At 69.0% G+C, this 20,594-nt stretch carries 23 protein-coding genes; 7 read left to right on the forward strand and 16 right to left on the reverse strand.

The genetic code is table 11. The annotated features are described in order from the left end of the window. Positions 1-10 precede the first annotated feature (10 nt). On the reverse strand, positions 11-520 hold the full coding sequence (locus tag OG943_RS15525) for a hypothetical protein (protein ID WP_328610478.1): 510 nt from the start codon (positions 518-520) through the stop codon (positions 11-13). 665 nt (positions 521-1,185) lie between these two features. Here OG943_RS15525 and OG943_RS15530 point away from each other — a divergent pair. Continuing rightward, positions 1,186-2,076: a helix-turn-helix domain-containing protein gene (locus OG943_RS15530; protein ID WP_328610479.1), complete on the forward strand. Its 891-nt coding sequence runs from the start codon at positions 1,186-1,188 to the stop codon at positions 2,074-2,076. Between the two features lie 16 nt (positions 2,077-2,092). Next, positions 2,093-2,479, forward strand: coding sequence for a DUF397 domain-containing protein (locus OG943_RS15535; protein WP_328610480.1), 387 nt, complete (start codon positions 2,093-2,095; stop codon positions 2,477-2,479). On the opposite strand, the gene OG943_RS15540 is transcribed toward OG943_RS15535, so the two are convergent. From OG943_RS15540 to OG943_RS15560, 5 genes are all read right to left on the reverse strand, one after another. Beyond that, positions 2,372-2,884, reverse strand: a complete 513-nt coding sequence (locus OG943_RS15540; RefSeq protein WP_328612381.1) for a hypothetical protein — start codon at positions 2,882-2,884, stop codon at positions 2,372-2,374. The genes OG943_RS15535 and OG943_RS15540 overlap by 108 nt on opposite strands. A 773-nt stretch (positions 2,885-3,657) precedes the next feature. Beyond that, the gene (locus OG943_RS15545; RefSeq protein WP_328610481.1) at positions 3,658-4,416 is read right to left on the reverse strand and encodes an ESX secretion-associated protein EspG; all 759 of its coding nucleotides are present in this window, start codon (positions 4,414-4,416) and stop codon (positions 3,658-3,660) included. A 90-nt stretch (positions 4,417-4,506) separates the two neighbouring features. Next, entirely contained in the window at positions 4,507-5,850 is a 1,344-nt protein-coding gene (locus OG943_RS15550; RefSeq protein WP_328610482.1) for a hypothetical protein, read from the reverse strand. 2 nt (positions 5,851-5,852) lie between these two features. Beyond that, complete coding sequence (locus OG943_RS15555; RefSeq protein ID WP_328610483.1) at positions 5,853-6,491, reverse strand: DUF3558 domain-containing protein; 639 nt, start codon at positions 6,489-6,491, stop codon at positions 5,853-5,855. Further along, on the reverse strand, positions 6,488-6,928 hold the full coding sequence (locus OG943_RS15560; RefSeq protein ID WP_328610484.1) for a hypothetical protein: 441 nt from the start codon (positions 6,926-6,928) through the stop codon (positions 6,488-6,490). The genes OG943_RS15555 and OG943_RS15560 overlap by 4 nt, the downstream gene beginning before the upstream one ends. A gap of 580 nt (positions 6,929-7,508) precedes the next feature. On the opposite strand from OG943_RS15560, the gene OG943_RS15565 reads away from it, so the two are divergent. The 3 genes from OG943_RS15565 to OG943_RS15575 all read left to right on the forward strand — a co-directional run bounded on the left by OG943_RS15565 (position 7,509) and on the right by OG943_RS15575 (position 9,847). Continuing rightward, positions 7,509-7,763 (forward strand): hypothetical protein, encoded by a 255-nt coding sequence (locus OG943_RS15565; RefSeq protein ID WP_328610485.1) that lies wholly within the window; start codon positions 7,509-7,511, stop codon positions 7,761-7,763. Positions 7,764-8,009: 246 nt separating this feature from the next. Continuing rightward, positions 8,010-8,558: a hypothetical protein gene (locus OG943_RS15570; protein ID WP_328610486.1), complete on the forward strand. Its 549-nt coding sequence runs from the start codon at positions 8,010-8,012 to the stop codon at positions 8,556-8,558. An 86-nt stretch (positions 8,559-8,644) separates the two neighbouring features. After that, on the forward strand, positions 8,645-9,847 hold the full coding sequence (locus tag OG943_RS15575) for an SGNH/GDSL hydrolase family protein (RefSeq protein ID WP_328610487.1): 1,203 nt from the start codon (positions 8,645-8,647) through the stop codon (positions 9,845-9,847). Here the strand turns inward: OG943_RS15575 and OG943_RS15580 are convergent. Next, entirely contained in the window at positions 9,834-11,132 is a 1,299-nt protein-coding gene (locus tag OG943_RS15580) for an MFS transporter (protein WP_328610488.1), read from the reverse strand. The genes OG943_RS15575 and OG943_RS15580 overlap by 14 nt on opposite strands. A gap of 129 nt (positions 11,133-11,261) precedes the next feature. Between OG943_RS15580 and OG943_RS15585 the strand changes: the two genes are divergently transcribed. After that, positions 11,262-12,239: a hypothetical protein gene (locus OG943_RS15585; RefSeq protein WP_328610489.1), complete on the forward strand. Its 978-nt coding sequence runs from the start codon at positions 11,262-11,264 to the stop codon at positions 12,237-12,239. A 33-nt stretch (positions 12,240-12,272) separates the two neighbouring features. Here OG943_RS15585 and OG943_RS15590 read toward each other — a convergent pair whose 3' ends face one another. Further along, positions 12,273-12,818 carry a GNAT family N-acetyltransferase gene (locus OG943_RS15590; RefSeq protein ID WP_328610490.1) on the reverse strand — a complete coding sequence of 182 codons (546 nt, stop codon included), beginning with the start codon at positions 12,816-12,818 and terminating at the stop codon, positions 12,273-12,275. Between the two features lie 325 nt (positions 12,819-13,143). Here OG943_RS15590 and OG943_RS15595 point away from each other — a divergent pair, with 325 nt between their 5' ends. After that, positions 13,144-13,308, forward strand: a complete 165-nt coding sequence (locus tag OG943_RS15595; RefSeq protein ID WP_328610491.1) for a hypothetical protein — start codon at positions 13,144-13,146, stop codon at positions 13,306-13,308. Between the two features lie 4 nt (positions 13,309-13,312). On the opposite strand, the gene OG943_RS15600 is transcribed toward OG943_RS15595, so the two are convergent. The 8 genes from OG943_RS15600 to OG943_RS15635 all read right to left on the reverse strand — a co-directional run bounded on the left by OG943_RS15600 (position 13,313) and on the right by OG943_RS15635 (position 20,530). Further along, a complete protein-coding gene (locus OG943_RS15600; RefSeq protein WP_328610492.1) occupies positions 13,313-13,888 on the reverse strand; it encodes a YbaB/EbfC family nucleoid-associated protein in 576 nt (191 codons plus the stop codon). Positions 13,889-14,040: 152 nt separating this feature from the next. After that, a complete protein-coding gene (locus tag OG943_RS15605; RefSeq protein ID WP_328610493.1) occupies positions 14,041-15,903 on the reverse strand; it encodes a hypothetical protein in 1,863 nt (620 codons plus the stop codon). A gap of 11 nt (positions 15,904-15,914) precedes the next feature. Continuing rightward, the gene (locus tag OG943_RS15610) at positions 15,915-16,100 is read right to left on the reverse strand and encodes a hypothetical protein (protein ID WP_328610494.1); all 186 of its coding nucleotides are present in this window, start codon (positions 16,098-16,100) and stop codon (positions 15,915-15,917) included. 35 nt (positions 16,101-16,135) lie between these two features. Continuing rightward, positions 16,136-16,987: an ESX secretion-associated protein EspG gene (locus OG943_RS15615; RefSeq protein WP_328610495.1), complete on the reverse strand. Its 852-nt coding sequence runs from the start codon at positions 16,985-16,987 to the stop codon at positions 16,136-16,138. 259 nt (positions 16,988-17,246) lie between these two features. Next, positions 17,247-18,176 carry a ketopantoate reductase family protein gene (locus OG943_RS15620; protein WP_328610496.1) on the reverse strand — a complete coding sequence of 310 codons (930 nt, stop codon included), beginning with the start codon at positions 18,174-18,176 and terminating at the stop codon, positions 17,247-17,249. 84 nt (positions 18,177-18,260) lie between these two features. Beyond that, complete coding sequence (locus OG943_RS15625; RefSeq protein WP_328610497.1) at positions 18,261-18,767, reverse strand: DinB family protein; 507 nt, start codon at positions 18,765-18,767, stop codon at positions 18,261-18,263. Between the two features lie 28 nt (positions 18,768-18,795). Further along, entirely contained in the window at positions 18,796-19,299 is a 504-nt protein-coding gene (locus tag OG943_RS15630; protein ID WP_328610498.1) for a DUF302 domain-containing protein, read from the reverse strand. Positions 19,300-19,312: 13 nt separating this feature from the next. Beyond that, positions 19,313-20,530 (reverse strand): MFS transporter, encoded by a 1,218-nt coding sequence (locus OG943_RS15635; RefSeq protein ID WP_328610499.1) that lies wholly within the window; start codon positions 20,528-20,530, stop codon positions 19,313-19,315. Positions 20,531-20,594 lie beyond the last annotated feature (64 nt).

Raw genomic sequence — 20,594 nt, forward strand, 5'->3', positions numbered from 1 at the left:
GACCACTCGTTCATGGTTCTCTGTTCCGCCGCTCGTTGAGTTTGTAGGTGGCGTTCCACAGTTTATCGATGGCTTCGTTCGCTTGGTGTTCAAGGAAACTCACTCTCGCCCGCTGTGCGGGGTCATCGTCTGAATAGACCGTGAGCACGACTTGCTGCGATGTTATGTCAACGTTGATGGTCAGGTCTGACGCTGCGAGGTTCGTTTCTTCTGGACCCACCCCGCTGTTCGTGGTCGCCGCTAAGCCGGCGAGGGGGCACAGCGCCAAAGGGACACGGTAGGTGTTGTCCACGAATACTGATGCCCCTTCGATTTTCGCCGCGTGCAGCACACAGCCATCAACAAAGTTATGCATACGCCGCGCGGAAAAATAGAAATCCTCCGCCGACAGAGCACCGGTTTCATACTTGGTGAAAAGACTCGAAACAATGCCACCCAGCATAATTTGGTGCCGGCTGAGGTCGATCAAAAACCGCTCGACGTCTTCCGGTATGTCTAACCCTGGTTCCGACACCATCATGCCGCGCTTCCTTGCTGGGTTGCGTCTACGAATGACAGACATTGCGGGCACTCAGGAAACGCGGCCATATAAGCGGCGTCAGACTGCATCGCGATAGCCCCGCACACCGCACGATGTCCGACAGGGAACCAATCACCGCTATGGGGATTGTAGGCAAGGTTGGAGAGGTTCTCGACGTAATGACGCAAACGGCGCGGGGGGCCAAGCTCCTCAGCCATCCATTGCCCCCGCGAGCCGGTGCGCCGCAATCGTTGGAGCGCCGATGGGGTACGGGTCGTCATAGCTTCCTCCTGGGGTTGTCCGTAGGTTCGCCGGGCTGCGCCCTGAGTTCTCGTGCGGGCCGGTCGTGGTTACTGCCTTGTCGGGGCAAAGCAGTAACCACGACTGTAAAAATTGCTGGGGCGCACACCCGAGTCATGTGCACCCCAGCAAGGGAACCCACTTGCGCGCCCTCAGTTGCGCGCCTTTCCCGTAACCAACCGATGCCCGAGCAACTGCGAATTGCATGCATCGGCGGGGCTATTTGGTGAGAGCGACCACGCCAATCGTGTTTCTTACGTTTGGTAGTCTTTCCCTCGCCGAATGCAATGAAAGCAAAAAGTGCATATTATGCACAAGTGAAACGCGTCTATTTCTTATAAATTAGCTCGAATGGGGTATAGCCGATGGTTGCGGTATCTCTTCGCCGTCGTCGGCTTGCTGCGGCAATACACCAAATTCGCGAGGATGCCGGGCTGACCTTGGTTCAGGCTGCCAAGATATCCGGCTTTTCTCAGCCGAAATTGTCACGCATCGAAGCCATGGCCATTGGCATTAGCGGCGACGACACCCTTACCTACTGCACAAATTTGGGAGTTCCGGAAGAAGTCACCGAAGCCTTAGTGCAGCTAGCCCGCCGAGCGAAGAGCCGCGACTGGTGGCGACCTTACAGCGACGTTCTCGGCAGATCCGCCGGATTCTTTGAACTCGAAGCGGACGCGGTGAGCGTCCGATCCTTCACCCTTGACGTTATCCCCGGACTTGTTCAAACGCCCGAATACTGTCACGCAATGATTCGCGATGGCCTCAACGGAGAGCCCGAAGAGGCCATACGGCAGCGGGTTGAAGCCCGCATGCAACGCCAAGCAAAACTAGATGACCCCAAATTGACATTCTGGGCAATCATTGACGAGTCGGCCTTGATGCGTAACTACGGTGGCGCGGCCGTCATGGCGGACCAACTGGAAAAGCTGACACGCAATGCACAGCAAGGAAATATCTCCATCCAAGTTCTGCCGCTAGACGCCGGCGTGCACGGGGCCGTCGGCACTCCGTTTGACGCCTACACACTCACCGATGGTTTGGGGGTCATCGCACGCGATGACATCACCGGCGGCTACTACATCGAAAATGAAGAGGAAGTGCAAGCCTATAACCGCGCTTGGTCGGAGCTAATCGCCGCCGCGCTACCCTTCGGGGACTCGATCGAGCGACTGCGACGCCGATCAATGGAGCACAGGAGTAGAGCGCGTGGAATATCTGGGGAGATGGCGGAAAAGCACGCGAAGCGGCAGTAATCCAAGCTGTGTCGAGGTGCGCCTCGGATACGACAAAGTAGAAATCCGAGATTCAAAAAACCCAGATGGCCCGCACCACGTTGTCTCCCTTGAGATATGGCGCGAATTCGTCCACTTCGTCCAGAAAAGTGCGCTACATGAGGCTGCCACGGATGTAGCCAGCAGTGACCCGAAACCTGACTATGTTGACACGACAAATTCCGTTTGGCTCAAGGGCGAGTCTGCTTGTCCGGACTGGCTAGAGTACACCTTTGCCACTAGCGGAAAAATCGAATATGCCGTACTTCGACGAGGTTTAGGAGAAAACTATCTCGTTTTTACCCTTGCCGAGTGGTCCGCCTTCGTAGAAGGCGCGCGTGGCGGAGAATTTAACGTACCACGACGCCTCGCCGCTGCCATGTAACCGAAATTCGTAGCGATAGGCCGCAAAAACGGTTACCAAGTCGGCCGTGACAACAGACAATCCAGGAATCCGTGTCCTTGCTACCGAGCCGATCAGCCGGGCCAACCCTCGCATGATCAGCCCGACCGAATCGTAAGCCGATCTCCTCGCGCCTCTCTCGCCGATCCCGCCAGCGCGGGCACTCTCACCCCGGCGCACCGGGTAGGCGTGGATCTCCCGCTCTCCCCGGTGCTCGGCTTGGGTGGGCCTGTGCAGCCCCACGCGTTCCCGCATCGTGCCGGTGAGCGCCGGACCCGCCCAAGCCTTCCACCGCGACAGGGAAGGGGCAGGGATGGACGGCGGGCGGCTGGCGCTGTGCGCGGGGGTGATCCTCGCGCCGCCGCTGGCATGGGTCGTGGTGGTCATCGTCTACACCCGCCGCAGGCGGGCGCGGCTACGTACCGGGCGTGTCCCGGCGGCTGAGGTGATTGAACGCGTCAGGCGGGATCACAGGTCGCAGGATGCCGGCCGAGCCACGCCCAAGGATGAGCAGGCGGCGGGGTTGCCGCCTGGGTGGCACTGGCCCACCCGCGACCCAGACCCACCCGGCTCCACACGTGGTGGTCGGTGATCGTCAAGCCCAGCACCGCGACCGACCGGATACCCCCGTGACCGCCAGACGCAAAGAAGGGCCCCACCCTTGGGTGGGACCCTTCAAACCCTGCTACCGCAGGGAAAAAAATCAACATCCAGTTAGGTGCTTCGACAAAACATCAACCGGATCATCCCCGCCGAGGCGGGGAAAACGTACCAAATCCAACCAGAAAACAACTTCCCGGCCGGAAATACCCTCACCAAAGGCGGGGGAACTGAGGTACACGAGAAAGTTAGCAGAACTATTTCCAGCTGTCCATATCCCCCATTATTTAATTGGACGAAAAGACAACCGCTTCAAAGCGCGCGCGGTTCGCGCAAGTTCCGCGCTGAGTGCCGGGCGTGTCTCGGCGGCCAAGGTGATCGAGCGCGCCACGGCAGGATCACCGCAGGCCCGCAGGAAGGCCGGCCGAACCACGCCCGAGGGCGGATCACGCGGCGGGTTTGACACTGGCCCACCCGCGACCCGGACTAGCGCGCTCGCCGCACCAGAAGAGCCAGGGCCGCCCCTGACCGCCCGCGTAGCTACTGATGCTCCCTGGCGGTCAGTCGTCGTCGAGTCCGTTCATGGTGTTGTTCAAGGTCTGCACGACCCCGCGCGGGGTGCCAGGCTCCATGACGATCTGCTCGTCCCCGGTGGCATACGTCAGCACCCGGCCGCCGTCCTCGGCCAAATCGATGGCGGTGATCGGCGAGCTGCGCACCCTGTGCCGGTCCTCGCGGCGGGCGGTGTAGAGCTGGTGCACCGCCGCCCGGTCACGGCGCATCACCTCGACCAGGTGGTCACGGTCGCGGGTGTCGACCGGATCAGCGAAAATATCGCGCGGCCCCGCGTGCGGATCCTCATAGAACCCCTTCGCCATCGTGACCGGCCGCACGGCCGCGCCGGGCACATCGGGCAGCACGTCCACCAACGCGGTGGCATGCCATCGGTCCTCCAGCGGTTCCAGCGCTATCACGTCATCGCTGATGATCGCCCGGAGCGCGTCACCGCCGCCGCTGGCCACCAACACCGAACAACTCTCCCCGCCCGGAAAGTTGGTGAACGCGTAATACTCCCGATCCGGGCACCCCAGAAGCGCAAGAGTGTTGCGCCACAACGTATTCAACCGACCGTTACGCGCCAACCCTAGCGAGGTGAGCGTGTCCAGCACACGCGTTTCCAGTGTGCGCCGGGCTTCGGGGGTGGTCCAGTAGTGGAGGTTCGTGCCCATCGCCGGGGGCAGGTCACCCACTTCGACCATGCCCCACGCGGACAGAAACGCCATTTTCGGTAAGACAACTGGTCTGTCGAGGACAGTCACAGCGCACACGCTCCGACACGAGAAGGAACACCAGACAACAACGGGCGGAAACCGAGACAGGGCACCAAAAATGGCCGATAGGGGCCGGGGTTACCCGCCGATCACGGGCGGCACCGGTGGCAGTCCCGTGGTCGGGTCCGGGAGTTTGCGGTCCTCATCGGTGAACAGCGTCTCGGCGTCCTGCACATACTTGCGTTGGTGCTCTGCGTCTTCTTCCTTCTTGCCGCCGCGCCCGCCGGGACCCATGCCGCCGGGGCCGCCCGCCGCGCCGCTGCCCCCAGCCCGGCCCACACCGCCGCCAGGACCGCGCACCGACTCCTCGGTGAAACCGCGCCCGGCACCGGTTTGCCGACCGCCACCGGCCACACCGCCGCCCGGCCCGCCACCGGCCGAGTTCCCACCGCTGAAACCACCCACGCCGCCAGGGCCGCCGAGATAGTCCAGACCACCGGACCCCGGACCAAAACCCCCGGCACCGCTACCAGGGCCGGGCGTGAACGACGTTCCACCGGGCAGGTTGCCACCCGGAGGGAATGCCGGCGGCGGCACGTAGCCCGCCGTGGAAGTGCCACCCCCGCCTAGGTCCGAACCGGGACCACCGCCGGGCGGGTGGTATCCGGCGGCGGGAACATCCACGCCGTGCCCACCGGACGGCATCCCACCCGGCGGCGGGGATGCTGCGGGCGGCGTCACCATCGGGGTCACGCTGTGCGCGCCTCCGCCCGGCGTGCCCATGCTGTGTGTGGTGTCGCGGCGCGACTGCCCGCCGCTGCCCGTGTCGGTGGAGGAGTCCGAGGAATCCCCGAACACCGGGGAGATTTGGCCATAGTCGGTGCGCAACCCGCTAGCTTGCCCGTCCAAGTGCGCGGCATACGTGTTGTAGATACCGAGGTTCTTCTCGGCCTTCTGGTTATAGGTGTTGATCGCGTCCTCGGTGTCGGTGTCCCACGGGGTCACGATGTCGAAGAAACTTTTATCGGGCGGTGACCCCATCGGGTCCATCGACCCTTTTGCCCTGTCAAACCCGTGCGCCGCGTCCGCAACATTGCCGCCGTTGGCGTTGAACGCGGAACTCGCCGAATCGATCGCGGCGGTAAACACCGTCGTTCGCTGCCGCGCGCCTTCAGCTGCTTTGCCGGTCCATGCTGGTTCCAGCTTGTTGAGCATGGTCGACAGGTTCGCCGCGACCTCGCTATGTTTACTGGCCGCGCTGGTGGAGGTGCCGCCGCTTTCCGACCAACTGGAACTGTTCCCGCCCATCATCTGTGCCACGACTTCAGGCACCGGCGCGGCCTGCGTTCCGAGGTCCCCGCTGAACAGGTCCCCAGCCCAGTGGACCGCATCCTCAGCAGTGTGGACCACGGCAGTGCCAAGGTTTTCCGCTCCGTGCCACAACGCTTTCGCGGCATGCCCTAACTGATCAAACGGGAACATGATCAGGAACCCGCCTTAGCCTTCAACGTGGTGACCACCGCGTCAGCGGCCTGCCCGGCCACATCGCACGGATCCACCGAACCGATCTTGGCGCGACCAAGGGAAACGGACACATCGATGGAGGTATCGTCAGCAAGCCCGACACTGACAGCGCAGAAATCTTTCAGCGCAGGCTGACCCTTGTTGCCCGCGTGGGCGACGGCGGGGAAACCCTGAATATCGGGCAGCGGTTTCCACACGGCTGATTTTGGTTGCGTGTTCTGGTAGTTGCCACTCAAACCGGTATGAGTGGTGGTGTCGTAGCCAACGCCGATTTGCGAACCCTTGTCTAGGTTCGACCATCCGCAGTCAGGTCCAACGCCGGATGTCTCGCCTTGTTTGGTTTGCACCGGAGAGCCGAGAAGGGTGTCGATTTGCGCGGCGGTAAGCGCATCAGCACACGGATTTCCGCTCAACACCGAAACGGGAAGGGGATTGGGCACCTTCGGGGCACCCGCGTACGGCAAGCCGCCAGCGGCCGACGTCGGGGGCGAAGTGGTTGCGGACGGAGAACTACCACCGTCCGGGGTTTTCCCGGTGCACGCGGTTGCGAGCAAACCCGCCGCGATTAGCACGCCCACGAACAATGAACGGCGGCTCATCCGGCTGCCCCTCCCTTACTTGGCTGTTGCTCTGGTTTTTCTTGATTAATTCCGGCTTTGTTTACCTCGGCGGCTACGGGTGCCTCGTGGCCGGTAATCTTCTTGAATGCTTCGTCGATCTTGCTGATTAATTCATTCAAGTACGCGATTTCAGTGTCGATCTGCGTGACACCGTGATCGAATGCGCCCGACCCGTTAGCTAACCTAGCGTTGTACGCCTTACTAGCCGGGTCCTGCGCAGGTGGCTGCACTTTTGTCAGGACTTCAGTTCGACGCTGTAGGTCTTGAAGGTCTGCTAATGCTTGTTTGGCTTGTCCAAGCATGTCGTTAGCGGCTGCCGGGGCCAGGCTGTAACCCCCACCCGATGCCGCGCCGCCTCCCGGCGGGCTGGACGAGTTCGTCCAGTCAGTGCCAGCTGGCTGGATCGCGAAATCCACACCGCTGAGCCACGAGCCTATTTGTCCGCTTGGTTGTGACACGGCCCCTCGTAGTCCCCTCTGCCCCGTCCACCCGTCCGACGCCGACCGTGATCGGCTAGGCCGATCAGTCGCACCGATCACCGTAGCCGATCGCTCACCCGCAGTGGAACAACTCCGGTAAACCCGCAGGCAACAAGCCCGCCCCCGTACGTGTGAGGCTGCGGAGGTAGCTGGATACTGCCACCGAGCCCGCTAGCGAGTGCGTACGCACTCGCTAGCGGGCATGCTCTGTGACCTGCACAGACGCAACTGGCGGCCATCTGTGCAGGTTACAAGTATGTCTCAATACGGCGTGTCCCCTTGGTTGCGTTGGACGCACCGAACGCCACATTGGGGCGCATTCCTCGCCGCGGCCCAGCGGCGGCTCCGCCGGATTGGTCTGCACCTTTACGCCGGGCGGTGCCCCACGCGCCGTGAGCGGTCGGCGAGCACCGTTCGGCGCAGCCGGCCGGGTGCTGGGCGTTCCCGGTGAACCATCCGCGCGTGGCGTCCGTTTTCCCTGGTAGAACGGTGGAAGCAGTCCCAGGAGGAAGACTTCATGCCCACGATCCTGCTCACGTCCCGCTCACTCGCCATGCTCCGCGCGGTCGCCGCCGGCCGGGCCGACCTGGGCGCGGGCAGCGAACCCGACCTCCGCGTCGACGGCCTGCCCTGCTGCGACCAGCCGGCCGCCCACCAGCTCTTCCACGACGGCCTGGTCCGCCCCGCCCACCCGGCCCGCCCCGGCCACTGGTCCCCGGCCGAGCTGACCCCGGAGGGCGAACTGGCCCTCGGACTGCCCGCAGCCGCCTGACCAGCCACCCGCCCGCCGGGCCGGTTCGCCCAGCTCACCGGCTGCCCGGCTGAGCGGCTCTCCCGCCTGACTGGCCGACCAGCCGTCCGCCTGAGCGGCCCTCCCGCCTGACCGGGCCCGCCTGACCGGTCTTCCCGGCCGCCCGGTCTTCCCGCTGGGCCGGTCCTCCCGGCCGACCAGCCGTCCGCCTGAGCGGCCCTCCCGCCTGCTCAGGCGCGCCGCCGACACTGTGCCAGTCTTGGCCCCGTGCTCACCGTGCGGATGAACGACCTGGCAGCCGACCTGCTCGCCGCCACCCCCGGCCCGCCACCGGCCGACCTGGCCCCCGGCCTGCAGGACCTGGCCCCCGCCCTGCGAAACCTGGTCACCGCCGGTCTGGTCGTCTGCGAAGGCAACGGCGTCCTCACCTTCGCCCGGCACGCCCCCGCCGCGGCAAGCGCACCGGGGAACAGCGGGACCCTCACCGGCTGGGAAACCGACACCAGCAGCTTCCACCTCGACGAAACAGTCCCCGTGACCGTCGATCTCACCGGCGACGGCGAGCCCGTCATCTCCCCCGCCGACCAGGCGCTGATGCTGCGCCACGGCCTCGGCTTCGCCTGGCAGCTCGCCCGGCTCGCGGCGGAGCTCCCGGAACCGGTCGACCTCCGCTGCATCATCAGTGCCAACAGCACCAACGGGACCTTCCGCCTCCACCGCCTCCGCGACGGCGAGCCGTGGCTCTCCGAGGACCTCGACGGATACCGGCTCGAAGAGATCATCGTGCTCGACGCCCCGGCCCGCGGACGGGACTGACCGGTGTCGCTTGTCCGGCGTTCTGTCCGTTCTCTCACCTGATCAGCGGTCACCGGGCGCCCCGGCCCGCCAGCACTGTGATCCCCATGAGACGGCTACTGGCGGTGGGTACGGCGGTCCTGGTCACCTTCGGCGCGCTTACGGCGTCGAGTACCGCGCAGGTCGTGCAGACGCCCGGCGGCTGGGTCGGCAGCTGGGCGGCCGCTCCCGCCGCCGGGGTGCCGAACACCCCGCAGGGCTATCCGAACTACTCGATCCGCAACGTCGTGCACACCAGCATCGGCGGCAGCAAGGCCCGGGTGCGCCTGTCCAACACCTTCGGCACCGGGCCGCTGGTCTTCGGGCACGTGACCGTCGCCGTCGCGGCGGCGCCCGGCAGCCCGCGCGCGGTGCCCGGCTCCCTGCGGACGCTGACGTTCGGCGGAATGTCCACTGTGGTCGTCCCGGCCGGCGCCGAGGTGCTGAGCGACCCCGCGCCGGTGCGGGTGCCCGCGGACGCCGACCTGCTGGTCACCACGTTCGTGCCCACGCCGTCCGGACCGGTGACGTACCACCCGGCCGCCCAGCAGACGTCGTTCTTCACCCGCAACGGCGACTTCGCCGCGGAGGAGTCCGGCGGGTCCTTCACCGAGCAGACCACCGTCTGGCACTACGTGAGCGAAGTCGACGTCCAGGGTGTCGCGCCCGGCGCCGTTGTCACGCTCGGCGACTCCATCACCGACGGCGTCGGCTCGACCTCCGGCGCCAACCACCGCTGGCCCGACTACCTCAGCGACCGCCTGCACGGCCGCCTCGGCGTGCTCAACGCCGGCATCAGCGCCAACCGGCTGCTCCTCGACGTGCCCGGCAGCAGCGCCGGCCGCAACGCGCTCGCCCGGTTCGCCGACGACGTGCTGAGCGTCGGCGGCGTGCGCACGCTGATCGTGCTCGAAGGCATCAACGACATCCAGCAGGACCCGCACCAGACCGACCCGGCGATGATCATCTCGGCGCAGCGGCAGCTCGTCGCACAGGCGAAGGCGCGTGGCATCCGTGTGATCGGCGCGACGCTGACGCCGTTCAAGGGCTGGCAGGTCTACGACGAGACGCTGGAGCGCACCCGCGAGGCCGTGAACACGTTCATCCGCACCAGCGGGGTGTACGACGGCGTGGCCGACTTCGACGCCGCCATCCGCAACCCGGCCGACCCGCTGGCGATGCAGCCCGCGTACGACTCCGGCGACCACCTGCACCCCAACGACGCGGGGTACGCGCGGATGGCCGCCGCGGTCGACCTCAGCCGGCTGTGAATCCGGCTGTGACCGGTGTCCGGCGGAACGCCAGCACGGCCACGAGGCTGATCAGCCCGACGCCCACCATGTACAGCGAGACCGAGAACGACGTACCGGTGGAGGTCTGCAGCGCCGTCGCGATCAATGGGGCGAAGCTGCCGCCAAGCACGGCGCCGACGGCGTAGGAGAACGACGCGCCGCTGTAGCGGAACCGCGGCTCGAACATCTCCGAGAACAGCGCCGACTGCGGCCCGTAGGTGGCGCCGAGGCCGAGGTTCAGCACGACCACCGCGACGATCAGCAGCCACGGCTGGCGGGTGTCGACGAGCAGGAAGAACGGCACCGGCCACACCACCAGCAGCACCGACCCGAGGAGGTACACCGGTTTGCGGCCGACCTGGTCGGACCAGATCGCCGACGCGATGATGCTCAGCAGCCACGTCACGCTGCCGACGATCACCACCACGAGCATGGTGTCACTGCTCAGCTTCAGCACCGATGTGCCGTAGGACAGCAGGTAGGCGAAGAAGACGTAGCCGATCGCGGTGTTCGCGATGAAGCTCGCCGCGGCCACCAGCACCTCGCGCGGCCGCTGCCGCAGCACGTCCACGATCGGCACCCGGCTGCGCTCGCCCGATTCCCGCAGCCGCGCGAACACCGGGCTTTCCTCGACCCGCAGCCGGATCACCAGGCCGACGGCCACCAGCACCAGACTGGCTAGGAACGGCACCCGCCAGCCCCACGACCGGAAGTCCTCGGCCGAAAGCGAGTTGTTCACGGCGAAGAACACCAGCTGCGCCAGGATCAGCCCGGCCGGCACCCCGATCTGCGAGAACGCCCCGTACCGCCCGCGGCGGCCCGCCGGCGCGTGCTCGACGGCCATCAGCGCGGCCCCGCCCCACTCGCCGCCGGCGGAAATGCCCTGCAGCAGCCGGAGCACGACCAGCAGCACCGGCGCGAGGACACCGGCCTGCCCGAACGTCGGCAGGACCCCGACCCCGGCCGTCGCGAGGCCCATCAGAACCAGCGAGAGCACCAGCATCGTCTTGCGCCCCACCCGGTCCCCGAAGTGACCCCAGACGATCCCGCCGATCGGCCGGGCGACGAAGCCCACCCCGAGCGTCGCGAACGCGGCGAGCGTGCCCGCCGACGGTGACAGCGACGGGAAGAACGCCTTGTTGAACACCAGCGCGGTCGCGGTGCTGTAGATGAAATAGTCGTACCACTCGATGGTCGTGCCGATCGCGCTCGCCAGCGCGACCCGCCGCACCTGCCCGGACTGCCCCAGCACCTGCTCCGCCATCCCCGTCTCCCCCGCTCCGTCCGACCGGCGGATCATGATGCCACGACCGATCGGACGGGTCGAGCGCCGGAAGTAGCCCGATTCGCGCGGCCGGGCAATCGTAGAATCCAGACGAGGGGTGGTGGACCCATGGGGGAAATCGCGCATTATGTGATCGTCACCGAGGACGGCCCGGATCTGCGGTACTCCCATTGGGGCGCGACGTCGTTGCTGCGGGACATGTTCTGGGGTCCGGAGCACGCCCTACGGTTCGCCACCGCTCAGGAGCCGTGCGACCGCTGGCGCTCGCAGGTGTGGTGCGAGGGTGCCGCCTGCATCGACACTGTCCGGCGCCAGCTGGTGTTGTACACCGGGTATGACAACATCCCGGTCCGGCGGACCTATCTGGCGATGCTCGCCGCGACCTGGGCGGGATGGTCGGTGCGGTGGGCCGGCCATGGGCTGTTCGACATCATCGGCCATCTCGGGCTCGACCCGGATCTGGTCCGTGACCACGTCGACGCGGACCCGCTGGAGCCGGATTGGGACCGGACCGCGGATGACTCGATCACCACGGTGCTCAGCGTTCGCGGCACCTCGGGATCGCTCACCTTCCACGCCCTCGGCGGCGGCCTGCTCGAGGACCTGGTGGCCGCCGGTCCTGACGAGATTCTCGCCGGCGCCCATCCACGCGCCCGCCTGACGCCGACCACGTTCCCGATGTCCGGGCTGCATCTGGACCTCGCGCGCCGGGAGGCCGGGTACTGGACCGGCGACGGCCTCCCCGATCCGCGCACCCCGCCGCATTGGCCAGGATGGACGTTCACCTGCTGGTTCGACCGGTACGAGGACCAGCTCGCCCGCACCGACGGCAAACTGGCCTTCCCTATTCCGTCCCAAACCGAGAGCACCGCCCAGATCCTCGGCTTCCTCGCGCCTCGCGACCCGATGGACACGGCCGCGATGGCCACCCAGCTCAGCGAACTAGCGGGTCCCGGCGCACAGATCAGCACCTCTTTCCACGCGCACCACCCGCTCGAGCCGGACGAGGAACTCCGCAGCCGGATGTTGGCCACCGGCCTCGCGACGCTCCCGCAGACCCCGGAACCCACTGGGAGCGCGAGATGAATGGCCGACGTCCGTCAGCCACGCCGGAGGACCTCACACCAGTCCGCCGGGCTCGTGCTGGGGCCAGTTCGACAGGAAGATCCAATCGAGGCCGTCGAACCCCCGGTCGTCGAGGTGTTCGGCGCGGATGAGGCCGGTGCGAGCGGCGACGCGCTGGGAGGCGAGGTTGCCGGGGCGGACCCTGGCGATCACCGGGTGGCCGGGAAGCCGGGTGGCGGCCCACTGCACGACTTCGGTCGCGGCCTCGGTGGCGATTCCTTGTCCCCAGCTGGATGGGGCGAAGCGGTAGAACAGGTTCAGGATTCGCCGTTGCCGGAACTGGATGAACTTCAGGCCGCAGAATCCCAGCTGAGTTTCCGAAACACGGCGTCGGACAACCCAATAGCCGAACCCGAAGCACTGCCAATGCTCATCCCACCGCTGGAAGAGGTTCTCCGCCTCGGTGCGGGCCGTCAGCATGTCGGACGGGTTGTGAGCACACGCTTGCGAATCACTGTGGACAGCGAAGATCGCATCGATGTCGCCCGGCTGAGGACGACGCAACGACAACCGCCCGGTCAGCATCTCCTCATCGCCCACCCGCGTAACTGTACCGAGCCGGCGAAAATCCGTTCGTTGTCTTCCGGGCGACCTGGCGCCGGAGCGGCACCAGCTGGGTGCCGGCGATCCGGCCAGTCCGATGTGGAGGTTCCGAGCGGGCACTGCAGGTAGAACCGGCTGACGTTCGCGCCGCGGGCGAACTGCCCCGCGAACCCGCGGGTGCATCGCCATCATGGACTGGTGGTTTACTCGCAGCCGATCCCGCTCCTACGATCACTACGGCGCTGTTCTCGTCCACGGCGCGGCGTCGAGGCAGCGGACCTGATCGAGGCCACCGCCGTGCGCTGCCTCGGGAAGCTGGAGGATGGCCCTGCTGCCCACCGGCGGCTACGAGTCGCCCGGGCCGGTCAGCGCGGCGGCCCACAGCTTCCTCGACGCGATCCGGCTGGTGCTCGAGGGCGAGCCGGTCCATGACACGACGAAGGCCCGCGCCGACCGGGCGCGGGCCTTCGATGCAAGTGAGAGCTAAAGGCTCACCAGGGGTTGTTGTCCTGCTCGTCCGGGTCGATGCCGCCGGGACGGCGGGCGGGCGGGGACGCCGGCGGGGTGGCGGCCGACGGCGGGGTCGCCGCGCCTCCCGCGGACGGGGACGGCGGAACGGGCTCCGGGTCCGGGTCGTCGGGCTCGTCCGGGTCGGCCTCGGGCTCGTCCGGGTCCGGGAACCGGCCGCGCAGGGAGTCGAGCAGCACGCCGCGCGTCTCCTCGTCCTCGTCGCCGAGGTTCTCGGTCATCACCTCGGCCACGCGCTCGGTGATGCCGGACTGCGCGCGGCGCATGGTTTCCAGCACCATCCGCGAAAGCTCCTCCGGCGGCATCGTCCGCGTCTTCGAGCTGAAGACCAGGTCCGACACCACACCATCGGCGCCGACGGTCACCTTCACGGTGCCGTCCGGGCTCGACGCCGTCAGCCGCAGCCGCTCGGTCTCCTCCTGCGCCGCCGCGTACCGCTCCGCTTTGCGGGCGAACCCCGCCGCCCACTCGTCCATCCGCCGGATCGCCTCGTCGGGGTCCCTCATCAGGTCGCCCAGGCCGCCGCCAGCACTAGTCATGCTCGTCGTTCTCCTCGAATCCTCGTCACTGCAACGCGCGGGTCACGAATCCGCGACCCGCGCAGTCGTCCAGCCGGGCAGTGGCGCGCGGCGCGTCGTCCTCACGGTAGGACGTCGCAGCGGTGCGTACGTTGTCCGCCGTCATCGCCCGCTCACTTCCAGTCCGTGTTCTTCCAGTCACCGATCACCGGCGGCGCGACAACCTCGTCCGGCGAGAAGAACGACGGGTCGTCCGACTCCACGAAGTCCGCGACCTTGTGCTCCTTGTCCTCCGGGCCCTTGCCGCCCTTGGCACCGGCGCCCATACCGCCCATGCCCGGCGAACCGGCCGCGCCCTTGCCGCCCGCACCGCCCGCGGCGCCGCGCCCGGCCGTCTCCTCCCCGGCCGCCGAGCCGCTGCCCGCGCCGGTGGAGCTGCCCGGGCCGCCAAGGCCGGAGCCCTTGCCGCCGGAGCCACCGGTACCGCCGCCCAGACTGCCACTGCCGCCACCGCTGCCGCCACCGAGGCGGCTGCTGATGCTCTCGCCGTTGACCCCGCCGCCGCGGCCGATGGTCGGGATCTTGCCGCCCGTCCCCCCGGGGCCGGAACCACCGCCCGGGCCCAGGTTCGCGCCGGGGTTGATGCCGGGCGGGGTGAACGAGGGCGGGGTGTAGCCGGGGCCGGTTCCGCCGCCGGGGTTACCACCACCGGGAATGGCGGGAATGCCGCCACCGGGAACGGAACCCGGGCCGCCGCCCGGGGGCAGGTTCACCGGCGGCGGGTTGTACCCCTGGATGTGCGTGCCGTCGCCGGGATCTCCGGAGGTGCCGCCCGGGACACCGCCGGGAGGCAGGTTCACCGGCGGGTTGCCGCCGCCGCCCGGACCCGAGCCGCCCGGATTCGTGCCACCGGGACCGCCGCCCGAGCCGCCGCCCGGGCCGCCGCCGGGAGAGTTGCCGCCACCGCCCGGGTCACCCGGGATCGGGCCACCGGGGCCGGATCCGGAAGGACCGTTCTGGGTGGTGAACGCCGGATTGTTCTCGCCGCCGGGCCCGGCGCCGCCCGGGCCGTTACCCGGGCCGTTCGCCGGCAGGCCCGGTCCCCTCGGCGAAAGAAGCGGCGACGCGGGCCGGCCCGGCGAACCGGCGCCGCCGCCGGCCGAGCCGGCCAGCTTGGGCGGGGCCGGGAACTGCGGCGTCACGACGGCCGAGCCGATCGTCTGGTCGAACCGCGTCATGGTCTGCGCGGCCTGCTCGCGCGCGGCCTGCTGCTCGCGGTAGGTCGACATCGCCTGCCCGGCCTGCTCCGCGTAGACGACCGGGTCCTTGATCTGCTGCAGGCGCGCGTTCGACTCCTGCACCGAGAACTGGACCGGCGGGTTGGCCGCCATCGCCTTCTGCGTCTCGTTCAGCGTCTGCGAGTGGATCTCCTGCTGCCGCCCGGAAAGGGTCGCGCCCTGCGCGGTGACGCCGAGCCACTTGCCGACGTTCGCCAGGTGCTCGCGCGCGGCGTCACCGCCGCCGCCGGACCAGTTGGCCGTGCTCGCGTTGATCGCCTGCGCCAGGTTCTGCTGGTGCCCGGCCAGGTCGTTGCCGACGCTCACCCACTCCTCCGAGGACGCGGCGACCGTGGCGGAGTCGGCGTCCTGCGAGATCGCCTGCTGCATCTGCTCGTGGGAGGCGTTCGACCAGACGGTGTGCGGCGCGCCGCCGGTCTGGCGGATCTCCAGGCCGTCGCCGAGGCTGTGCTTGGCCTCGTCCAGCCGGTGCTCGTACTCCTCCTGGATCTTCTGGTCCCGGACCTTCGGGTCCACGACCGGGCCGAGCCAGCCGTCCTTGATCTCCTGGTCGATCTGCTCGGTGGCGTCCGCCCGGATCTGGTCGCCGGAGAGCACGTCGTCGGGCTTGATCGGGCCCACGTAGTACTTGGACGAGGGATCGGCGGTCGCGTCGTACATCGGGCTGTGCGGGTTGTAGTCCGGCGACGAGGGGTCGGAGACCGATGAGGCGGGCAACGTCGGGTCGGTGAGAGACACGGGGGCTCCCTTCAGCTCTGGTCGCCGGCAGCGGGCCGCCGCGCGAACGCCTCGCGCGAGCCCTCCTCCCGGTTCCGGTAGTTCCGCTTCGCGCCCGGATTCGGCAGCGCGTCCCGGCGCTGCCGGCCGTCGGGCCCGACCCGGGACCGGGTCTTCGTGGCCGGCGCCAGCGGCGCCAGGACCGTCTCCTCGCTCATCGGGGCACCTCCCTCCTCAGTCGCCGGTCGCGGCGTCAGTAGACGGCGGCGATGGCGTTGCGGACGGCGCGGGCCACCTCGGCCCGGCCCGCGGGCACGTACTTCGCGCTCAGGTCACCGGAATCGCCGGTGGTGGTGTGCACCAGGTAACGGCCGTCCTCGGTGTCCAGCCAGCTGATCGGGTCGCCGGCGAGGCGCTCGCCGTGGCGGCTCCAGGCCGTCACGGCCAGGTGGCCGCCACCGAGCCGCGGCGCCGCCAGCACGCGCTCCAGCACCTCGACGCCACCGGTGGAGGACGGCGCCGGACGCCGCTCGCCGCGGTGCGGCTGGACCGTGCCGCTGACCTCGATCATCCCGAAGGCGTCGGTCTCTTCCTCGTCCTCCGCGGCCTCGGCGCGCCGCCGCGCGGTCATCTTCGACACCGCCTCGGTCGCCTTGCGGTGCACCGTGTGCGCGCCGGTGGTCGCCGCCCGCGCGGGCGGCAGCACCCCGGTGACGACCTCCACCAGGTCCTCGTCGTCGAACAGCGAGAACAGCAGCTCGTCCGAACGCGGGTTCTGGGTGATGCCGAGCGCCTGGCGGCCGTCGGTGAGGGTGAGCACGGCGATGTCGGCGCCGAGGCCGTCCATGCCCGCCACCGAGACCGAGACCCGGTGCTTCGCCAGCAGCCCGAACGCGGCGCGCACCTGCGGGTGCAGCTCACCGTTGACCGACAACCTGCGGTCCTCGAGCGCCTGGTAGACCTGGGTGGCCACGCGGATGAAGCGCACCGGGTCGGAGGGCACCGTGCCGATCCGCAACGGGTACTGCCGGATGTCACCGCCCGTCGCCTGGCCGACCACAAGAGCTTCGACGACGTCGAGCACGAACTCGAACCTGTCCGCCATACCCGAAAGCATCCTTCCCCACGGCGGTTCACGCCCGGTCTGAACCGGGCATGACACCCGCGCGCACAGCACGTCGACTGGCACCACTACAGAGCGTATCAGTCCTGGTGTGGCAGAAGATCACCACTCGAACTGGTGCGCTCCCCGGACCATCCGTCCGTGTCACGGCGGGCGGCCCGCCCCTGTCGGCGGGCGCCCTCGCCCTTGTCACGGCGCCCGGCCCGATCCGGTTCACCGGGAACCGCCGCCCAGCCCCGGATCAGGCCCGGCGCGCCCGGTAGACCCGCAGGTTCAGCCGGACCAGCTCCAGCAGCGGCACCGCGACGCCGAGCTTGCGCGCCCGGTCCACCAGGTCGCCGAAGATCTGCTCGCCCTCGACGTCGAGGCCGGCCGTCAGGTCGCGGTACAGCGACGGCGCGCGCGGCGAGCCGGGCTCGGTGACGGCGGCGCGGGTGTTCGCCAGCGCCGCCGCGGGCACCGGGTAGCCCGCCGCCTCGGCCACGGCCGCGCACTCAGCGACGACGGCCTCGGCGAATTCGATCCCGCCGGGCTGGTCGGCGACCTCGCCGACGGTGCCGCGCATGAGCGAGGTGACCGCGCCGAGCGAGGCGATGAAGACCCATTTGCCCCACATGTCCGCCGTGATACCGGTCGAGAGGGTGGTGTCGAAGCCGGCGCCCGAGAGCGCGGCGTGCACCTCCGCCAACGCGGTGGGCGCGGGCTCGGACCGGGCTCCGTAGGTCAGCGACTGGAGGTCGAACAGCCGGCGGATGTCGCCGTCACCGTCCACTGTGGTCATCACGATCGCGACGCCGCCGAGCACGCGCTCCTCGCCGAAGCGGGCCACCAGCTCGTCGATGTGGTGCAGGCCGTTGAGCACGGGCAGGATCAGCGTCTCCGGCCCCACGGCGGGCGCCGCGTCCTCGATCGCCGCCGCCAGCCCCGCCGCCTTGACCGTGAACAGCACGAGGTCGTACGGCCCGGTCAGTTCGCCGGGCCGGACCAGCTTCGGGCTGAGCACGGTGTTCTCGCCGAGGCCGGTGATCCGCAGCCCGCGCTCCTCGATCAGCCGCGCCCGCCCGGGGCGCACCAGGAAGGTCACGTCCCGGCCGGCCTGGACCAGCCTGCCGCCGAACAGCCCGCCGGTCGCGCCGGCGCCGACCACCAGTATCCGCATTCCACTCGTCACCCCGCCGACCGTAGGCCTCTGGCTTGCACCTGGCAAGGCAGAGCGGGGAGGCGCGCCGCACAGTGCGGTCGGGCGCCGGCGCGGTCAGGCGCCGACGACGCCGTCGATGCCCTCGCGGAGGAAGTCGGCGTGGCCGTTGTGGCGGGCGTACTCGTGGATGAGGTGCAGCATCACCAGCCGCAGGGAGACGTCCTCGCCGCCGCGGTGGTTGCGCGCGACCACATCGAGCGATTCCGCCTGCCGCTCGATGAGACGCGCCCGTTCGACCTCGGCCTCCCACGCGGTGAACGCCTCGGACCGCGTGGAGTCCGTGGCGTCGTAGGCGACCTGGAAGTCGCCCTCGGCCGACCAGACCAGCGGGACGTCTTCCTGGTCGATCACGCGGCGGAACCACGCGCGCTCGACCTCGGCCATGTGCCGCACGAGCCCCAGCAGCGACAGCGCCGAGGGCGGCATCGACTGCCGCCGCAGGTCCTCGTCGGACAGGCCGTCGCACTTCATCGCCAGGGTGGCGCGGTGGTAGTCGAGGAACGCGCGCAGCGTCTCGCGCTCGCCCGCGGTCGTCGGCGGGCCGATCCGTTCCGTGGTCATCTGCCGTCCTTCCCCAGGTGGTACGAGGTCAGGCTACCGGCGCGCCGAGGTGTGCCAGCAGGGCCGCGACCTTGTCGTCCAGCTCCCGGCCGACGGCCGTGACCGCCGGGTCGCCGAAGCTGCCGAAGCGGCTGCTGGGCAGGTCGACGGTGAACCAGGCCGCGCCGTCGCCGTCCTCGTGGATGGTGGTGCGCAGCGGCGCGTACAGCATCACGCCGGGGTCGTGGGCGAACATCCGCTGGGCGATGGTGTGGTTGCCCATCAAGTACGTGACGGTCGGCCGCGCCGGGCCGGCCAGCCCCATGATCGCCGCGACGTCGGTCTCCCAGTACCGCATGAAGCCTTGGGGCGCACCGGCTTCCGCGGCCGCCTCGACCTCCGGCCAGCCCGCGCCGCGGGCGACGAGCCGGCCCAGAGCCTCGAGGTCCACCCGCGGCACGGCCTCCTCGTACCGGGCGCGGAAGTCGGCGAACGACGCCCTCGCGGGCACTTCCAGCCGTACTGCCTCGTGGGTGATCCGGCGTGTGGTCACGGTCTCCTCCAGCTCACTGTGGACGGTTGCGGCGGCGGATCTCCAGGAACACCAACGGGGCCAGCAGCAGGCAGCAGCCGCCGATCACGGCGGCGGCCAGCACCGTGGCGGACGGCAGCCCGTGCGCGATCGCGAGCAGGCCGACGCCGATCACCGGACCGCCGAGCCCGACGTAACTCACCACGTAGTAGGTGCCGATCACCGAGCCGCGCTCCGCGGGCGGCGTGACGACGCCCAGCTCCGCGAGCGCGCCGGTGAACACCAGCCCGTGGCCGGCGCCCGTGCCGAGCATCGCGGGGACCACCAGCCACGGCAGGTGCGCCCCGTTCGCGAGCACCAGCACGGCCAGCCCGGCGGCGAGCACCACCAGGCCGCTCGCCTGCGCCGCGGTGGGCAGCAGCCGGCGCCCGCCGAACTGGACGAACCCTGAGGTGGCGATCATCAGCGCGAGCGCCGCCGCGGCGACGGCGAGGTTCGCCGAGCCCAGCAGCGTGCCGACCAGCGACGGCACCACGGCGGAGAACATCCCGAGCACCGCCCAGGCCAGGAACGACGACGCGGCCACGATCACGAACGTCCGCCGGATCGCGGGCGGGACCCCGAGCCGCGGCGGCCGCCAGCCGCGCACCTTCACCGGCGCCGGCCGGGGCGTGCGCAGCACCAGCAGCGCGACGGCGAGCACCACGGCCGCGTGCACGACAAACGAAAGGTGCCGCGGCGCCGGGCCGTACTGGGCGAGCAATCCACCGGCCAGCGGGCCGAGCGCGAGGCCGAAGGTGACGCACGCGGTCGCCGTCATCGCGGCCCGGCGCTGGCCGCGCTGACCCTCCCCCGCGCTGTCGCCGAGCATCGCCTGCGCCGCCGCCGCACCCGCGCCCATGCCGAGCCCCTGCGCGACCCGCGCCACGAACAGCCAGCCGGTGCCAGGCGCCAGCGCGAACACCACGTCACCGGCCAGGAACGCGCCCAGCGCGAAGAGCATCGGCCCGCGCCGCCCGACGAGGTCCGACAACGGCCCGGACACCAGCAGCGCGGGCACGATCACCGCCACGGCGGTCGCGTACAGCAGTGTCTGCACGAGTGCGGAGAAGCCGAAAGTGCCGCGCAGCAACGCATACAGCGCGCTCGGCAGGTTGTTGCCGGAGTAGAGCGCCGCCAGCGTCGCCGCCGGGGCCACGAACGCCCGGCGTCCGGTGGCGGCGGGCGCGGTCACGAGCGCGGGTTCCGGCATGACCGCACCGTAGGCCGTTGGCTTTCTTATCGCAAGTCAGCTGGCTCGTGAGTGTTTGTGACGG

It is taken from the genome of Amycolatopsis sp. NBC_00345 (assembly GCF_036116635.1).
Taxonomy (GTDB): domain Bacteria; phylum Actinomycetota; class Actinomycetes; order Mycobacteriales; family Pseudonocardiaceae; genus Amycolatopsis.